Source organism: Paraburkholderia largidicola (assembly GCF_013426895.1).
In the GTDB taxonomy this organism is placed as follows: domain Bacteria; phylum Pseudomonadota; class Gammaproteobacteria; order Burkholderiales; family Burkholderiaceae; genus Paraburkholderia; species Paraburkholderia largidicola.
The window spans coordinates 2,875,031-2,891,464 of record NZ_AP023174.1 but is presented as its reverse complement, the minus strand read 5'-3'; the positions used below and the strand labels follow the sequence as shown (position 1 = coordinate 2,891,464).

The 16,434-nt window shown below is 61.7% G+C and carries 13 protein-coding genes; 7 read left to right on the top strand and 6 right to left on the bottom strand.

Annotated features, from left to right (window positions below; all coding sequences use genetic code 11):
• Positions 1-204: 204 nt before the first annotated feature.
• Positions 205-1,233: a LacI family DNA-binding transcriptional regulator gene (locus PPGU16_RS12840; RefSeq protein ID WP_180720319.1), complete on the bottom strand. Its 1,029-nt coding sequence runs from the start codon at positions 1,231-1,233 to the stop codon at positions 205-207.
• A gap of 227 nt (positions 1,234-1,460) precedes the next feature.
• Here PPGU16_RS12840 and PPGU16_RS12835 point away from each other — a divergent pair, with 227 nt between their 5' ends.
• The 5 genes from PPGU16_RS12835 to PPGU16_RS12815 all read left to right on the top strand — a co-directional run bounded on the left by PPGU16_RS12835 (position 1,461) and on the right by PPGU16_RS12815 (position 7,837).
• Positions 1,461-2,612, top strand: coding sequence for an ABC transporter ATP-binding protein (locus PPGU16_RS12835; protein ID WP_180720318.1), 1,152 nt, complete (start codon positions 1,461-1,463; stop codon positions 2,610-2,612).
• An 11-nt stretch (positions 2,613-2,623) separates the two neighbouring features.
• The gene (locus PPGU16_RS12830) at positions 2,624-4,615 is read left to right on the top strand and encodes a beta-galactosidase (RefSeq protein WP_180720317.1); all 1,992 of its coding nucleotides are present in this window, start codon (positions 2,624-2,626) and stop codon (positions 4,613-4,615) included.
• Positions 4,616-4,673: 58 nt separating this feature from the next.
• Positions 4,674-5,939 (top strand): ABC transporter substrate-binding protein, encoded by a 1,266-nt coding sequence (locus PPGU16_RS12825; RefSeq protein WP_180720316.1) that lies wholly within the window; start codon positions 4,674-4,676, stop codon positions 5,937-5,939.
• 80 nt (positions 5,940-6,019) lie between these two features.
• Positions 6,020-6,973, top strand: a complete 954-nt coding sequence (locus PPGU16_RS12820) for a carbohydrate ABC transporter permease (RefSeq protein WP_180720315.1) — start codon at positions 6,020-6,022, stop codon at positions 6,971-6,973.
• A gap of 12 nt (positions 6,974-6,985) precedes the next feature.
• On the top strand, positions 6,986-7,837 hold the full coding sequence (locus tag PPGU16_RS12815; protein ID WP_180720314.1) for a carbohydrate ABC transporter permease: 852 nt from the start codon (positions 6,986-6,988) through the stop codon (positions 7,835-7,837).
• A gap of 804 nt (positions 7,838-8,641) precedes the next feature.
• Here the strand turns inward: PPGU16_RS12815 and PPGU16_RS12810 are convergent.
• Both PPGU16_RS12810 and PPGU16_RS12805 read right to left on the bottom strand, forming a co-directional pair.
• Positions 8,642-8,953 carry a hypothetical protein gene (locus PPGU16_RS12810; RefSeq protein WP_180720313.1) on the bottom strand — a complete coding sequence of 104 codons (312 nt, stop codon included), beginning with the start codon at positions 8,951-8,953 and terminating at the stop codon, positions 8,642-8,644.
• Positions 8,954-9,139: 186 nt separating this feature from the next.
• Positions 9,140-9,730 (bottom strand): TetR/AcrR family transcriptional regulator, encoded by a 591-nt coding sequence (locus PPGU16_RS12805; protein ID WP_180720312.1) that lies wholly within the window; start codon positions 9,728-9,730, stop codon positions 9,140-9,142.
• Positions 9,731-9,882: 152 nt separating this feature from the next.
• Between PPGU16_RS12805 and PPGU16_RS12800 the strand changes: the two genes are divergently transcribed.
• A complete protein-coding gene (locus tag PPGU16_RS12800) occupies positions 9,883-10,656 on the top strand; it encodes an SDR family oxidoreductase (RefSeq protein WP_180720311.1) in 774 nt (257 codons plus the stop codon).
• A 102-nt stretch (positions 10,657-10,758) separates the two neighbouring features.
• Here PPGU16_RS12800 and PPGU16_RS12795 read toward each other — a convergent pair whose 3' ends face one another.
• The 3 genes from PPGU16_RS12795 to PPGU16_RS12785 all read right to left on the bottom strand — a co-directional run bounded on the left by PPGU16_RS12795 (position 10,759) and on the right by PPGU16_RS12785 (position 14,119).
• Positions 10,759-11,463 carry a PepSY-associated TM helix domain-containing protein gene (locus tag PPGU16_RS12795; protein ID WP_180720310.1) on the bottom strand — a complete coding sequence of 235 codons (705 nt, stop codon included), beginning with the start codon at positions 11,461-11,463 and terminating at the stop codon, positions 10,759-10,761.
• A gap of 327 nt (positions 11,464-11,790) precedes the next feature.
• Positions 11,791-12,882: an aldose epimerase family protein gene (locus PPGU16_RS12790; protein ID WP_180720309.1), complete on the bottom strand. Its 1,092-nt coding sequence runs from the start codon at positions 12,880-12,882 to the stop codon at positions 11,791-11,793.
• 31 nt (positions 12,883-12,913) lie between these two features.
• Positions 12,914-14,119 carry a XylR family transcriptional regulator gene (locus PPGU16_RS12785; protein ID WP_180720308.1) on the bottom strand — a complete coding sequence of 402 codons (1,206 nt, stop codon included), beginning with the start codon at positions 14,117-14,119 and terminating at the stop codon, positions 12,914-12,916.
• Between the two features lie 920 nt (positions 14,120-15,039).
• Between PPGU16_RS12785 and xylA the strand changes: the two genes are divergently transcribed.
• Entirely contained in the window at positions 15,040-16,365 is a 1,326-nt protein-coding gene (gene xylA, locus PPGU16_RS12780) for a xylose isomerase (RefSeq protein WP_180720307.1), read from the top strand.
• Positions 16,366-16,434: the final 69 nt, after the last annotated feature.

The window sequence follows — 16,434 nt, the reverse complement described above, 5'->3', positions numbered from 1 at the left end:
AGCCGCATAAACAAACGCTCTGCGGAATGCAAGCCTTTGACGCGCAAGCCTTTGCGGGTTCTTGTCCTCATTCTGTCCCGCCAATGTGGCGGACGATGCCAACAGGCGTTTGTACTGATTTTGACCAGGATCGAATGATGCGGACCTGTCATGCCTGGTCGCCTGATGTATGAGGAAAGGCTCAGCTTTGCAGCATCGGCGGGCTCAGCGTTTGCGCGTGGAACCACGCACGATCAATTGCGGCTCGGACGTCACGCATACGCGCGGCGCTTTCTGATGCGCGCCATGCTTGCCGGAAGGCCGCTCGATCAGCTCGCGCAGCAACGAGACCGCGAGTTCGGCGGCTTCGACGGTCGGCACGGCGACGGTTGTGAGAGGCGGACGCGATTGCTGCGCAAGCTGAATGTCGGTGATGCCGACTACGGACAGATCGCGCGGCACTTCGCGCCCGAGATCGGCCGCAGCGTGGATCGTGCCGAGCGCGGGCAGGTCGTTGGTCGCGAAGATGGCCGTCAGTTTCGGGTCCTTCTCCAGCAGATCGCGCGCCGCGGTATAGCCGCCTTGCGTCGTATCGGGTGCGTAACGCACGTTTTTCGCGGGTACTTTGAGGCCCGCCTCGCGCATCGCATCGACAAAGCCTTCGTAGCGCGATGCGTGAATACCCGAGGGTTTGCTGCCGACAACCGCGCCGATGCGCGTGTGCCCAAGCTCGATCAGATGCTGCGCAGCGAGTTGGCCCGCAAGGCGGAAATCGACGGCGACGCACGGCAGGCCGGGTGGATCGTCGGGACGTTCCCACATGCACAGCACCACGGGCGCGCCGCGCGCTTCCGTTTTGCGCAGATCGTCGAAGTCGAGATTGGCGTTCATCACCAGCACGCCTTCGGACAGCGTGCCCGCAATCTGCTCCAGATACGCGCGGCCCGCGTGCGGATCTTCATTGGTGTTGCAGATGATGACGAAGTGGCCGCTGGTGCGCGCCGCGCGCTCGACGGCCAGCGCAAACTCGGGGTAGAACGGGTTCGCGATGCTCGACACCATCAGCGCGATGGTCGGCGCGCGGCCTTCGGCGAGTGCGCGTGCCGCAAGATGCGGACGGTAGTTGAGCGCCTCGACGGCTTCGAGGACGCGCTGACGCGTCTGCTCGCCGACGCGCCCGCGATTGCGCAGCACGTTCGAAACGGTGGCCGACGTGACGCCGGCGCGCCGTGCGACTTCGCTCAAGGTGGACATGTTTCGCAACGCTTATTCAATATGTGGGACTCGCGTTCATCATTTGCATTGGCTTCGAAGGCGGGGCACCATGCGCAAAACGACAGAACGAATTATCGGAGACAGCCTTACACGGCCGACAAACGGCCTTCAGAAAGGCCAGCGATCGCAATGCGGTCGTTTTTTCGGCCATTCAGATTAAGCGCTTAATCTCCGCTTCGGGCTGATTAAATCACGGAGTCGAAGCGATGGCGAGCATTTCGTTGAAGGGCGTGCAGAAAGCGTATGGAGACAACGCGCCCGTGATCCGCAACGTCGATCTGGAGATCGGCGAAAACGAGTTTTGTGTGTTCCTCGGTCCGTCGGGCTGCGGCAAGTCCACGCTGCTGCGCATGATCGCGGGTCTGGAAGACGTGACGGACGGCGATCTGTCGATCGGTGGGCGCATCGTCAACGACGTGCCCGCTGCCGAGCGCGGCGTTGCGATGGTGTTCCAGAGCTACGCGCTGTTTCCGCACATGAGCGTGTACGAGAACATGGCCTTTGGCCTGAAGCTCGCGAAGAAGCCGAAAGCAGAAATCGACAGCAAGGTGAAGGAGGCCGCGCGCATCCTGCAGCTCGAAGCGCTGCTCGACCGCAAGCCGCGCGCGCTGTCGGGCGGGCAGCGGCAGCGCGTCGCAATTGGCCGCGCGATCGTGCGTGAGCCTGGCGTGTTTCTGTTCGACGAACCCTCGTCCAATCTCGATGCGACCTTGCGCGGCCAGACGCGAATCGAAATCGCGCGTCTGCACAAGCAGTTCGCGACCGCAAGCGTTGTCTATGTGACGCACGATCAGACGGAAGCGATGACACTCGCCGACAAGATCGTGCTGCTGCATTCGGGCAAGGACACCGAGCGCTACGGCAGCATCGCGCAGATCGGCGCGCCGCTCGAGCTGTATCACCGGCCCAATAGCCGCTTCGTCGCGGGCTTCATCGGCTCGCCGCGTATGAACTTCCTGCCAGGCAGAGTGACGGCGATCGACGCGCAAGGCGTCGACGTCACGCTCGATCACACGAATGAAACGCTGCGCGTCGAAGTCGACGGCAGCAGCTTGCAAGGCGGGCAACCCGTGACGCTCGGCGTGCGCCCGGAACATCTCGAACTCGTCACGGACGATGCATCACGACGTGATACAACGCTCGCGCGCACCATTTCGCTGATCGAGCATTTGGGCGAGCACAGCTACGTGCATCTCGAACAACCGGGCGGCGCCGTGCTGATCGCGAAGGTGCCCGGCAACGCCCGCGTCGAACAGGGTGAGCGCGTGGTATTCGCCGCGCCCGCCCGTGCCTGCCATCTTTTCACCGAAGACGGATTCGCCGTGAAGGCGCTCAACTCCGTCGAACACTACGCATAAGGGACATGCGCATGCGCCTAGGAGTCTGTTACTACCCGGAGCACTGGCCGGAATCGATGTGGAAAGACGACGCGCGCCGTATGAAGGCGCTCGGCATCGAGCAGGTGCGAATCGCGGAATTTGCATGGAGCCGTATCGAGCCATCGCCGGGCGAATACGATTGGGGCTGGCTCGATCGTGCGATCGACGTACTCGGTGATGCTGGCCTGCAGGTCGTGATGTGCACGCCGACGGCGACGCCGCCGAAGTGGCTGATCGACCGACATCCCGACATTCTGCCCGTGGGCGCGGATGGACGTCCGCGTGCATTCGGTTCGCGCCGTCATTACGACTTTTCGTCGCCGTCGTATTTCGAAGCGTCGCGCAAGATCTGCGAGGCCGTTGCGGAGCGTTACGGCAAGCATCCTGCTGTCGCGTACTGGCAGACGGATAACGAGTTCGGCTGTCACAACACAGTGGTCAGCTATTCGCCTGCTGCCGTCGCGCGGTTTCGCCTGTGGCTCAAGGAGCGTTATCAGAACATCGACGCATTGAACCGCGCGTGGGGCACCGTGTTCTGGAGCATGGAGTACCGCAGCTTCGACGAAATCGATGCGCCCATTGCGACCGTCACGGAAGCGCATCCGTCGCATCGGCTGGATTACCGGCGTTTCGCATCCGATGAAGTCGCGCGCTACAACCGCATGCAGGTCGAAATCATCCGCGCGCATTCGCCGGGCCGGCCTGTCGCGCACAACTTCATGCAGCTGTTCACCGAGTTCGATCACTACAAGGTCGCGCGCGATCTCGATGTGGCGACGTGGGACAGCTATCCGCTCGGCGCGCTCGAAGAGCAGTGGTACGCGCCGGAGATCAAGGCGAAGTTCCTGCGCACCGGGCATCCCGACTTCGCGTCGTTCAATCACGATGTGTATCGCGGCATGTCGAAGCTGCCGTTCTGGGTGATGGAGCAGCAGCCCGGTCCCGTGAACTGGGCGCACTGGAATCCTGCGCCGCTGCCGGGCATGGTGCGTCTGTGGAGCTGGGAAGCGTTCGCGCACGGCGCGGGCTGCGTGTCTTACTTTAGGTGGCGCCAGGCGCCGTTCGCGCAGGAGCAGATGCACGCCGGGCTGAACACGCCCGACAATCGCCTCGATATTGGCGGCAGCGAAGCGGAGCAGGTCGCGCACGAAATCGCCAGGGTGTCGGCGGCCGATGCCGATGCGAACGCGAATGTGCGCAGCAAGGTCGCGCTGATCTACGACTACGAAGCCAAGTGGCTCTTTGAAATTCATCCGCAGGGCGCGGACTTTCATTACCCGCGCTTCGCGTTCGAGTACTACTCGGCGCTGCGCTCGCTCGGCTTCGACGTCGATGTGATTCCTGCCGACGCGCCGCTCGACGGCTACGCGATGATCGTCGTACCGCCGTTGCCAGTCGTGCCGGGCGACTTCGCGGTGCGGCTCGCGGCATCGGGCGCGCAGATCGTGCTCGGCCCGCGCACGGGCTCTAAGACACCTGATCTGCAGATTCCCGCGAACCTGCCGCCGGGCGCGCTCGCATCGCTGTTGCCCATCCGCGTATGGCGCGTCGAATCGATGCGGCCGAACGTGACGGAGCCCGTGCAGGTGAACGGCGCAAGCGACGGTCTGCGCGAAGGTCAGGCGCGCCATTGGCGCGATCTGATCGATGCCGCTGATGAACGAAGCTTCGGCGTGCGCGCACGTTTTGCCGACGGTCATCCCGCGTATGTGCAGCATGGTTCCGTTCACTACTTCGCGAGCCTGTTCGACGATCGTCTGACTGAGTCGCTGTTTGCGCGCATCGCGACGGAAGCGGGGCTCACGCCGACGCCGTTGGGTGACAGCGTGCGTATCAGCCGGCGCGGCAAGCTCACGTATGTCTTCAACTATACGAATGCGCGGCATGTGATCGAAGGCGTCGATGCGTCGCGTTTCGTGATCGGCGCGCACGAGGTCGAACCGCAAGGCGTCGCCGCCTATCGCACGGAAAGCACGGAATAACTTCGCAACGTAGCAGTGATCCCAGCAGGTTAGAACCAGGACACAAGGAGACAGGAAGATGACAGCAAGAAAATTCAACGCGCGCACCGCAATCGCAGCGGCCGCCCTCGCGGTTGCCGCAGCCGTCTCGCCGTTCGCGGCGACGACGGCAGAAGCGGGCACGATGACGATCAACATCGCGTTCAAAGGTGCAAGCCAGCGCGCGGTGTGGCAATCGGTGATCGACGACTTCAAGAAGGCGCATCCCGACATCGACGTGAAGGCGTCGTTCGTCGATGAGGAAGCGTACAAGGTGCAATTGCCGGGCTGGCTGTCGACCGTCGCGCCCGATGTCGTCAACTGGCACAACGGCGAGCGCATGGCGTACTACGCGCGGCGCGGTCTGTTCGAGGACCTGAGCGGCGACTGGAAGAAGAACGGCTGGGACAGCATGTACGCATCGACGAAGGAATCGTCGACGTACAACGGCAAGCAGTACGCGGCGCCGACCGTGTACTACTCGTGGGGTCTGTTCTATCGCAAGGATCTGTTCCAGAAGGCGGGTATCGCGTCGGAGCCCAAGACGTGGGACCAGTTGATGGACGCCTGCAAGAAACTGAAGGCGGCGGGTATCACGCCGTTCGCAGTGGGCGGCCGCGATGCATGGACGCTGGCGGGCTGGTTCGACTATCTCGACCTGCGCATCAACGGCAACGCGTTCCACCAGAAGTTGATGGCGGGCGAAGTGCCGTACACCGATCCGCGCGTGAAGAAGGTCTATACGACGTGGAAGCAGTTGCTCGACGACAAGGATTTCATCGACAACTCGCTGTCGTACGATCTGGACGCGGCGCAACCGTTCCTGTTCCAGGGCAAGGCTGCGATGATGCTGATGGGCACGTTCATCACGGGCGGCTTCCCGCCGAACGTGAAGCCGAACATGAGCTACTTCCAGTTCCCGATCATCGACTCGAACGTGCCGACGGCGGAAGATGGTCCCGTCGAATCGCTGCATATTCCGGCCAAAGCGAAGAACAAGGCTGACGCGCATACGTTCCTCGCGTTCGTCGAAACGCCGGAGCAGGGCGCGAAGCTGGCGACGGGTCTCGGCTCGCTGTCGGCGAACAGCAAGTCGCCCGAGCCGGAAGATCCCATTTCGAAGATCGGTTTCCAGATTCTGTCGAACACGAAGGGCGGCATCGCGCAGTTCTACGATCGCGACATGACGAAGGAAATGGCAGACGAAGGGATGAAGGGCATGCAGCAATTCATCGCCGATCCGACGAAGATCGATGCGATCCTTGCGCAGCTCGAGCAAACGCGCAAGCGTATCTACAAGAAGTAAGGATGTGAAGCAGTGGCGCCGGGCGTGCATTCAATGCGAGCCCGGCGCGAAGCAGCAATCTCGTTGCATGGAGAATCGTCGTGTCGCACTCCGTTACACGTCAGGACATCAACGGCACGCCGCCGTCGCAGCCGCAGGCGTCGCCATCGCCCAGAGCCGCGGGCAAAAAGCGCGGCCCGTCGCCCACCGCGCGGCGGCAGCGCAAGGCCGCGCTGCTGTTTCTAGCGCCCGCATGCTTCATGGTCGCGGTGTACGTGGTCTGGCCGATCCTGTCGTCGATCTGGCTCAGCTTCTACAACTGGGATGGCATGACCGACAAGGTCTTCGTCGGTCTCGCGAACTACATCGAACTGTTTCAGGCGCCGACTTTTTACACCGCGCTGAAGAACAACCTCATCTGGCTCGTGCTGTTCCTGCTCGCGCCGCCGATGGGTCTTGCCGTCGCGCTGTATCTGAACCAGGCGGTGGCGGGCATACGCGTGGTGAAGTCGCTGTTCTTCGCGCCGTTCGTACTGTCGGGCGTGGTGGTCGGGTTGATCTTCTCGTGGTTCTACGATCCGACCTTCGGCCTCTTTGCAGTGATACTCGGCCACGGCGTGCCCGTGCTCGGCGACGCACACTATGCGACGTTCGGCATCATCTTCGCCGCACTATGGCCGCAGACCGCGTATTGCATGATTCTTTATCTGACGGGTCTGACATCGCTGAACAGCGAGCAGATCGAAGCCGCGCGCATGGAAGGCGCGAAGGGCTGGTCGATGCTGTGGCATGTGGTGTTGCCGCAGTTGCGGCCCGTCACGTTCATGGCGATCGTCGTCACGGTGATTGGCGCGCTGCGCAGCTTCGATCTGATTTCGGTGATGACGGGCGGGGGGCCATTCGAAAGCTCGACCGTGCTCGCCTATTACATGTACGACCAGGCGATCAAGTATTACCGCATCGGCTATTCGGCATCGATTGCCGTCGTGCTGTTCGCGATCATGCTCGTGTACATCGTCTATCACCTGCGCCGCATGCTGCGCAACGAACAGTAAGGAGGGGACGATATGTATCCGATGCCCGTTGCCAAATGGAAGCCGATCAACCGGCAGTTGTACAAGCTGACGTTGCCGATTGCGCTTTTGATCTGGCTATTGCCGATGATCGCCGTGCTCGTTACGTCGATGCGTTCGACGGAAGAACTGAGCGAAGGGAATTACTGGGGCTGGCCGAAGCACATCGCGCTCATCGACAACTATCGCGAAGCGCTCACCACGTCGCCGATGCTGCATTACTTCTGGAACAGCGTGCTGATCACGGTGCCTGCCGTAGTCGGTTCGATCGCGCTCGCGGCGATGGCGGGTTTCGCGCTGGCCATCTACAAGTTCCGTGGCAACACGACGCTCTTCGCGACCTTCGTCGCGGGCAACTTCGTGCCGATCCAGATTCTGATGATTCCCGTGCGCGATCTGTCGCTGAGCCTCGGTATCTTCAATACGCTTGGCGCGCTGATTCTTTTTCATGTTTCGTTTCAGACGGGTTTTTGCGCGCTCTTTCTGCGGAACTTCATCAAGCAGTTGCCGTATGAACTGGTCGAAGCGGCGCGCATCGAAGGGGCGGGCGAGTGGACCGTGTTCTTCCGTATCGTGCTGCCGTTGATTCGTCCTGCGCTTGCCGCGCTTGCCATTCTCGTTTTTACGTTCGTCTGGAATGATTATTTCTGGGCGCTGTGCCTCACGCAAGGCGACGATGCTGCGCCGATTACGGTTGGTGTCGCGGCGCTAAAAGGGCAATGGACGACGGCGTGGAATCTGGTGTCTGCTGGTTCGATTCTGGCGGCGCTGCCGTCTGTTGCGATGTTTTTTGCGATGCAGAAGCACTTTGTCGCGGGGTTGACGTTTGGTGCGACTAAAGGGTGATGTAGGTTTTTTTTGTTGTTTGTCTCCTGGTAGAAGGTTGCCCGCGCAAGCGGGCTTTTTTTGGTTTTTGTTTTTTGTGCTGGGATTTGCAGTTTGCTTTTTGCGCTGGCATCCGCGATTTGTTACTGGTGCTTCAAGCGTTGCCCCTGTGCGGGGCGGCACCTACTTTTCTTTGCCGCCGCAAAGAAAAGTAGGCAAAAGAAAGCGGCTCACACCGCCAGCCCATGTTCTTATCCACGGGCCCCCAACGTCCCCGCGCTTCACACGGCAGTGCCCTCGCCGATGCTCGTTGCCAGCGCTTCGAACAATCGCATCACCCGCTTCAGGCACCCGTACAACGGTGCGCGGCAGCGAATGGTATGTGCCGCCCAGGTGGCAAACTCTGTGTAGGTTGTCGCGTCGTGTAAGTAAGCGCTCTTACAGCGTGGGACGCATGCGCTATCGGTCCGGAGTGAGGCGTGTGGAGCACTTGGGCCGACACACAGTTTGCCACCTGGGCGGCGATGGACTGTGTGGCGCGGCATGCTGTAACGCGGGAGGGTGAAGCGGGTGAGGCGCATCGCAAGAGCGCTGGCAACGAACGTGGGTCACGTGGTTGCCGTGTGAAGCGTAAGACCCTGTGGGGGCCCTCAGGCAAACACAAGAACCGGCGGTGTGAGCCGCTTTCTTTTGCCTACTTTTCTTTGCGGCGGCAAAGAAAAGTAGGTGCCGCCCCGCACAGGGGCGACGCTTGAAGCACCAATAACAAAACGCGGATGCCAGCGCAAAGCCAAGAACAACCAAACCGAACCCAAAACAAAACCGCTATTGCCCCGGCGCAACAGCCGAATGCACCCCCGCCAGCGGCGACCCATACCCGCCTGATTGCGCGTTATTCGGGGTCCCTGTGACGAGTTGCGCGCGCGGATCGGTGGGATTCAGATTCATTTCCCCCGCCTGCTGGTTGCCATGCGTCGGATACTCGCTGCCGCGTGGCGCATTGGGCATCAACCGCGTGCTGTTGACGGGCGCGTTCACGTCGTCGTAAGTGGAAAGCCCTTGCGCGTTGGATAGCGCCGCGCCAACACCCAGCGCGATAGCAGCAGTGACCTGAAGCGAAACGATGATCTTGCGCACGATGCACTCCTTGCTCGAAGAATGGCGCGTCCGTCATGAATTGACGAACTACGGCGCGGTCCTCTTTATTCCCTTCTAACTATTGGACATCGCATCCGCGACTTCAAGGCATGACGCATGCGCACAGGCGACGCGCGTGAATGACGTCGCGCTTTTGAAGTAGTTCTTCGCTCAGAGCGCGTTTGCTCAGGCTTTTTCGCCCGCAATATCGCCGACCGCGCGCCGCACCGCGCGCAAAATGTCGTTCGCGAGTTCCGGCTGCGCCTTCAACACCGCGCGGGACGCCGCAATCGCACCGATCAGCGTCGACGAAATCGCAATCGCTTTCTCGCGCGGGTCGCCCTTCACCTTCTGCGCGCGCAGGTGCTTTTCGAACACAGCCGCCATCAGTTCGAAGCCTTCGCTGTAGCGCGCGCTGATCGTCTCGTCCTGACGTCCGACCTCGCTCGCCGACGCCGCCATCGCGCAGCCGTTCGCGATGTCGTCGCGTTTTTCCTCCGACAAATAGCTGTCGAGCAGTTCGCTCAGGCTCGGCGCGCGGCCGTCGGGCGTTCGGGTCATGCGCTCGTGGCCAATCTGCAGACCGTGCGCGAGCGCCTCCGCCGCGAGCGCTTCCTTCGACGGGAAGTGCGCGTAAAGCGCGCCGTGCGTGAGCCCCGCCGCCTTGCCAATCTCGGCGACACCGACGCCGTCGATGCCGTGCTCCCGGAACAGGCGCGCGGCCGTTTCGACAAGGGCCGCGCGGTTTTGCGCCGCCTTTTCCTTGCTGACTTTCATCGCTGATCCACCTTCCGCAACAAACCGGTGAGAAAAACGGCTTGACACGTATTGATTGCGGTCACTATCATTAATTTAAGATTGCAACTGCAATTATAAGGCAGCTGCTGGCGGAAGTCCGCCCCAAACCCTCAATTTATGGAGAAATGGTCATGTCATTCGCAAACAAGACAGCGCTTATCACGGGCGGCAACGGCGGCATCGGTTTCGCGGCGGCGCGCATCCTGATCGCGCAAGGCGCGCGTGTTGCGATCACGGGTCGGGACCAGAAGAAGCTCGACGAAGCGGCGGCGGAACTCGGCCCGAACGCGCTGCCGATCCGCGCGGACCTCGACGATCCTGCCGCCATCGATGAAGTCATGAAAGTGATCGCCGACAAGTTCGGCAAGCTGGATATCGTGTTCGCGAATGCGGGCGTGAGCGGGGCGACGCCTGTCGGCAGCACGACGGCCGAGAAGTTCGAAGCGATCATGCGCACCAATGTGACGGCCGTGTTCCTGACCGTGCAGGCGGCCGTGCCGCTGATGGGCGAGGGCGGCTCGATCGTGCTGAACGGCTCGGTGATGCGGCAACTCGGCGCGCCGGGCTCGTCGGCGTATTCGGCTTCGAAGGCGGCGATTTCCGGCATGGCGCGCGTGCTCGCGTCGGAACTCGTCACGCGCGGCATTCGCGTGAACACGGTGATTCCTGGCGGCACGCGCACGTCGATCTGGACGCGCGGCGATCGTGAAGGCGCGACGCTCGACGCGACGGAAACGGCGCTTTCGCCGATGATCCCGATGGGCCGTTTCGCGCTGGCCGATGAAGTGGCGCAAGCGGCTGTGTTCCTCGCATCGGATGCGGCGTCGGGGATGACGGCGGCGGAGATCGTCGTCGACGGCGGTAACACGGGTGCGCCGATGGGTGCGCCGGCCTTCCGCCGCTAAGCGGTTCAGCGGTTCAGTGGCTTTGCCGGTTCAAGGCCGCAACGAAAAAGGGCGATGCACAGCGGTGCATCGCCCTTTGTTCTATCCGATGTGCGCGACGCGTCAGAACATCCCTGCGACGATCGCCGCGACGATCGATCCGAGCACCAGCACCGCACCGATCGTGCGACGCTTGTTCAACTGCGTCCACAGCAGGACGCCCGTGAGCGACAGCAAGATCACGCCGCCCGCGAACGTGTCGATCACGAGCACCCAGCCGACGCTCAGGCCGACGCCCTTATGCAGATTCGTCAGCGCCGCGAGGAAGGTGTTGGCGCTGCGCTTGACGGTCACGTAGTCATTGCCGACCCAGTACTCCGCCTGCGTATTTTCGCCGGGCGATGCGAAGCTCACTTGCCAGTGTTCCGGCTGAACGGCCTTGCGGTCGCCCCATGCGACGGGATGCGACGGCTCTTTCTGCACGCGGCCCGGTTTGCCTTGCACCTTCAGGTCCTGCTTGAGCCATTTGGCGAGATCGCGCGGCGATTCGGGTGCCGGGTCCGGCAGCTTCACCTGCAGCGATTCGACCTGCGGCTCGCCCGTCGACACGCGTAGCGGGCCGCCGCGATGGTTCAGCAGAAAGCCGCTGGTGCCCATCAGAAGACCGAGCGCCGCGCCCCACAGTCCGACCCAGCTATGCACCTTGCGCAACCAGCGGATGAACGTGATGCGGCGCGATCCGGCGGGCGGCGCGCCGTTACCGGCGCTTTTGCTTTGTCCATTAGCGCGCGCGGCGGAATCGATGGCAACGGTTTCGGGTGTGTTCACAGGTCGCTCCAGGGGCAAGACAGCGTAGGGTTGCAACTGACCGCAACCGTCGTCGAGATGGCTGGCGCACGCGTCGGGCTGTCGATGCTCGCGACGCGCGTGATGCTTCGTGACGGAATGACCATCGACGGGGGGATGCGATGGCGTTTGGCTGGCTGGCCGCGTTGCCCTGAACGGGGCGCCGCAGTGGGCTGGCTTTGAGATCAGAAAAGGCCGCCTATGATTTCACGGCGTAATGAATGCCGCAATCATCGGGGGCGAATTACAACAGCGGCAATGTTTCGACAGATTACGTAAGGAATATGGAAGCTATGCCGCTGTCAATGCTCAACGCACGCCGAGCCGGTAGACGGTGGTGTGGCGATAACGTTCGCCGGGCCGCAGCACGACCTGTTCGGCGTCCGGCATGTTGACCTGATTCGGAAACGCGCCTGTTTCGAGGCACAATGCCGCGTGCTTCCCGTAAGTCTTGCCGTTGCGACCATCGACGCCCGCGAGAAAGTTGCCCGTGTAGAACTGCATGCCTTTCGCGTCCGTCGATACCGTCAGTTCACGTCCGCTGGCGGGATCGTAGAGTATGGCGGCCTTGCGCGTGACAGCGGCGCTATCGCGCAGCACGTAGCAATGATCGAAGCCGCCTGCGCGCGCGAGTTGCGCATCCGGCCAGTCGAGGCGCGCGCCAATCGGCGCGCCCGCGCGAAAGTCGAACACGCTGCCGGCTACGTCTTTTCTTTCGATGGGGATCATCGCGTCATCGACGGCGAAGAACGCGTCGGCATCGATCGTGATCACATGTCCGCGAATATCGGGCGCATCGGCGGACGCGTCGCCGGACAGATTGAAGTACGCGTGATTCGTGAGGCTGATGGGCGTGGGCGCATCGGCGGTGGCATCGTAGTCGATCGTGAGCGCGCCGTCGTCGTCGAGCGCATAGCGCACGGTTGCCGCGACCGCGCCGGGGAAGCCTGCGTCGCCTTCAGGTGATTCGTGCGACAGAACCAGCGCGCCGTCCACTTCGCGCGCATGCCACAGCGCCTTGTGGAATCCGTTGATCCCGCCGTGCAGCAGATTGTCGCCGTCGTTGCGGTCGAGCTGATAGACGACGCCGTCGAGCGTGAAGCGCGCCTGTGCGATGCGGTTCGCCCACCGTCCGATGGTCGAGCCGAAGAACCAGCGGCTCGCCAGATAATCGGCGGGTGTTTCGTGACCGAGCAGCACATCGGCGACGCGACCTGCGCGATCGGGCGCATGCCAGGAGACGAGCGTCGCGCCGAGATCGCTGATGGTGACGCGCATGCCGTGCGCGTTGCGCAGCGTGAACAGACGAATGTCGCCGAGACCGGGCAACGTGCCCCAGCGTTCGGTCTGGACGCTGGATGAGAGAGAGGTATCGGTGCTGTGCATGTCGGCGAAATTCATGTCGGTCGCGGATCAAACCAGATTAAGGCATTTATGCGGATGGCGCATTGTGAGTCGATTGCGCGGCGGCTTGCATGCGTTCCTGATACTCGCGCGGCGTGCAGTCGAGTTCGCGCCGGAACACGGCGTACATGTACTGCAACGAAGTGAAGCCACAGCGGATCGCGACTTCCGCGCTCGACATGTCCTGCTGCGTGAGCAGTTGCTTGGCGACATCGAGCTTGTGCTTGAGGATTTCCTGATGCACGGTGCAGCCGAGTTCGCGGCGGAAGTAGTCCTCCAGCGACGAACGCGACACGCCCACATAATCGGCGACCTGTTCCGTCTTGATGCCCTGGCAGGCGTATTGCCGGATGTAGTGACGTGCGCGCATCACGTAGGGGCTCGCGAGCGGCTCATGCTTCGTCGATTCGCAGACGTTGATGCCGACGGGCGGCACGAGAATGCGGCGGCCTGCGAAGCGTGCGCCGCCCAGCATCTGATGCAGCAGGTGCGCGGCGGTGCGGCCCATTTCCTCGGTGCCCTGGATCACGGACGAAAGTGGAATGCGGGTGAGCGAGCGCGTGAGCGGATCGTTGTCGATGCCGATGATGGCGACCTGTTCGGGCACGGGGATGCCGCTGATCAGGCATGCCTGGAGTACTTGCCGCGCGCGGGCGTCTGTTACCGCGATGATGCCGACGGGCTTGGGCAGGTTTTGCAGCCATTCGGTGAGTTGCACGCTGGCCTGGTGCCAGACGGGCGCGCTGGTCGGCAGGCCGCGGTGGACGTCGCCTTCTATTCCGTCTGCTTTCAGCAGCGTGTTGAATGCGAGTTCGCGTTCCTGCGCCCAGCGGTTGGTTGGGGATTCGGGCAGGCTGTAGAGGGCGAAGCGTTGCAGGCCGGCGCCGATCAGATGCTTATACGCGAGCGACATGAGTTGCATGTTGTCGGTCGCTATGTAGGGGAGATTCGCTGGGTATTTCGATGCGTCTTCGTATGAGCTGCCTACGGCGACGACGGGTAAAGGGGAGTTGGCTAGTGCTTCGCAGACGGCGGGGTCGTCGAAGTCGGCAATGAAGCCGTCGCCTTCGAAACGTTCTATGCCGTTCAGGCGTGCGCGGAAGTCTTCTTCCAGGAAGAGGTCCCAGGCGACGCGGGTTGAGAGCAAATAATTGCCGATGCCTGTGATGATTTCTCTGTCGTAGACTTTGTTTGCGTTGAAGAGCAGTGCGATTCGATGAGTTCGTTGCGGCATTTGCTCTCCGAGCAGTGGGGGTTGATTTTGGGTTTTTGCTGGCATTGGTGGTTTGCTTTTGCTTTTGCTTTTGCTTTTGCTGGCATCCGCGTGATGCATACGTGCTTCACGCGTCGCCCCTGTGCGGGGCGGCACCTACTTTTCTTTGCCGCCGCAAAGAAAAGTAGGCAAAAGAAAGCGGCTCACACCGCCAGTTCTTGTGTTTGCCTGAGGGCCCCCAAAGGTTCTTATCCTTCACACGGCAACCACGTGACCCATGTCCGTTGCCAACACGCTACTTGTGCGCCTCACCCGCTTCACGCACCCATATTCTGGTCCGCCGCGCCAGATAGTCCACGGCCGCCCAGGTGGCAAACTGTGTGTCGGCTCCCTGTGCTCCACACGCCTCACTCCGGACGCTCGCGCATGCGTCCCACCCTGTGCGAGCGCTGCCCCGTACGACGCAACAACCGACACACAGTTTGCCACCTGGGCGGCACATATCATTCGCTGCCGCTTACCCGTGCAAATGCATTCGTAGCGGGTGATGCGCTTATTCAAGGCGTTGGCAACGCAGGTGAACAAGTGCGGTGCCGTGTGCGGCGTGGGGACGTTGGGGGCCCGTGGATAAGAATACGTGCTGGCGGTGTGAGCCGCTTTCTTTTGCCTACTTTTCTTTGCGGCGGCAAAGAAAAGTAGGTGCCGCCCCGCACAGGGGCAACGCATGCAGACCAAAGACACAACGCGGATGCCAGTAAAAACCCTGACACACCAACCCAAAAACCAACCCCAACCCCACCGCGCCAATTCTAGGCGCCTCCATTTCCCTGCGCCAGCCACTACCAAGAATCACCACCCTCGCTGGCGAATTTCGCAATTGCCGCGACAACGAGCCCGCGTCAGCATGACGTCACATCACTACGACACTCCAGGAGACGCGCATGTCCTACTTCGAACATTTGCCCGCCGTGCGCTACGAGGGCCCGCACACGGAGAACCCGTTCGCCTATCGCCACTACGACAAGGACAAGCTTGTACTCGGCAAGCGAATGGAAGACCATCTGCGCCTGGCGGTCTGCTACTGGCATACATTCGTGTGGCCTGGCGCGGACATGTTCGGATCGGGCACCTTCGAGCGTCCGTGGCATCGTTCGGGCGACGCCCTGGAAATGGCCCACGCCAAAGCCGATCACGCATTCGAACTGTTCCAGAAACTCGGCACCCCGTTCTACACCTTCCATGACGCCGACGTAGCGCCCGAAGGCGACAGCATCAAAAGCTACGTGAACAACTTCAAGACGATGACCGACGTCCTCGCGCGCAAGCAGGAGCAGACGGGCATCAAGCTGCTGTGGGGCACAGCGAACCTCTTCTCGCATCCACGCTATGCAGCAGGCGCAGCAACCAACCCGAATCCCGATGTCTTCGCGTTTGCCGCAACCCAGGTATTGAACGCACTGGAAGCCACGCAGCGCCTGAAAGGCGAAAACTACGTGCTGTGGGGTGGCCGCGAAGGGTACGAAACTCTGCTCAACACCGACCTGAAGCGCGAGCGCGAACAGCTTGGCCGCTTCATGAGCATGGTCGTCGAACACAAGCACAAGTTGGGCTTCAAAGGCGCGCTGCTGATCGAGCCGAAACCGCAAGAGCCGACCAAGCATCAATACGACTACGACGTCGCGACGGTTCATGGCTTTCTGACGCAATTCGGCTTGCAGAATGAAATCCGCGTGAACATCGAAGCGAATCATGCAACGCTCGCCGGCCATTCGTTTCATCACGAAATCGCCAATGCATTCGCGCTCGGCATATTCGGCAGTATCGACGCAAATCGCGGCGACGCGCAGAACGGCTGGGATACGGACCAGTTCCCAAATAGTGTCGAAGAACTCACGCTCGCGTTCTTCGAAATCCTGCGCAACGGCGGGTTCTCGACGGGCGGCATGAACTTCGATGCAAAGGTCCGCCGCCAGAGTATCGATCCCGAAGACCTGGTGCACGGCCATATCGGCGCAATCGATGTGATCGCCGTCGCGCTGGAGCGTGCCGCGCATCTCGTCGAGAACGACAGACTGGGCGCCTTCAAACAGCAGCGCTATGCGGGCTGGGACAGCGATTTCGGACGCAAGGTGCTGGCGGGCGGCTATACGCTCGAATCGCTGGCAAGCGATGCAGTGCAGCGAAACATTGCGCCACGTCATGTCAGCGGACAGCAGGAGCGTCTCGAGAACATCGTCAATCAGGCAATCTACTCAGCCGCTAAATAGACAAGGCAACGGCACGAAAAAACGTTAGCAGCGCCGGTAGATTTCGCAATTGCCCCGCCGGCGCGCACG

Bases quoted from the DNA above. Each gene is read 5' to 3' on its own strand.
- PPGU16_RS12840 (WP_180720319.1), bottom strand. From the start codon at position 1,233: ATGTCCACCTTGAGCGAAGTCGCACGGCGCGCCGGCGTCACGTCGGCC.
- PPGU16_RS12835 (WP_180720318.1), top strand. From the start codon at position 1,461: ATGGCGAGCATTTCGTTGAAGGGCGTGCAGAAAGCGTATGGAGACAAC.
- PPGU16_RS12830 (WP_180720317.1), top strand. From the start codon at position 2,624: ATGCGCCTAGGAGTCTGTTACTACCCGGAGCACTGGCCGGAATCGATG.
- PPGU16_RS12825 (WP_180720316.1), top strand. From the start codon at position 4,674: ATGACAGCAAGAAAATTCAACGCGCGCACCGCAATCGCAGCGGCCGCC.
- PPGU16_RS12815 (WP_180720314.1), top strand. From the start codon at position 6,986: ATGTATCCGATGCCCGTTGCCAAATGGAAGCCGATCAACCGGCAGTTG.
- PPGU16_RS12805 (WP_180720312.1), bottom strand. From the start codon at position 9,730: ATGAAAGTCAGCAAGGAAAAGGCGGCGCAAAACCGCGCGGCCCTTGTC.
- PPGU16_RS12800 (WP_180720311.1), top strand. From the start codon at position 9,883: ATGTCATTCGCAAACAAGACAGCGCTTATCACGGGCGGCAACGGCGGC.
- PPGU16_RS12790 (WP_180720309.1), bottom strand. From the start codon at position 12,882: ATGAATTTCGCCGACATGCACAGCACCGATACCTCTCTCTCATCCAGC.
- PPGU16_RS12785 (WP_180720308.1), bottom strand. From the start codon at position 14,119: ATGCCGCAACGAACTCATCGAATCGCACTGCTCTTCAACGCAAACAAA.
- xylA (WP_180720307.1), top strand. From the start codon at position 15,040: ATGTCCTACTTCGAACATTTGCCCGCCGTGCGCTACGAGGGCCCGCAC.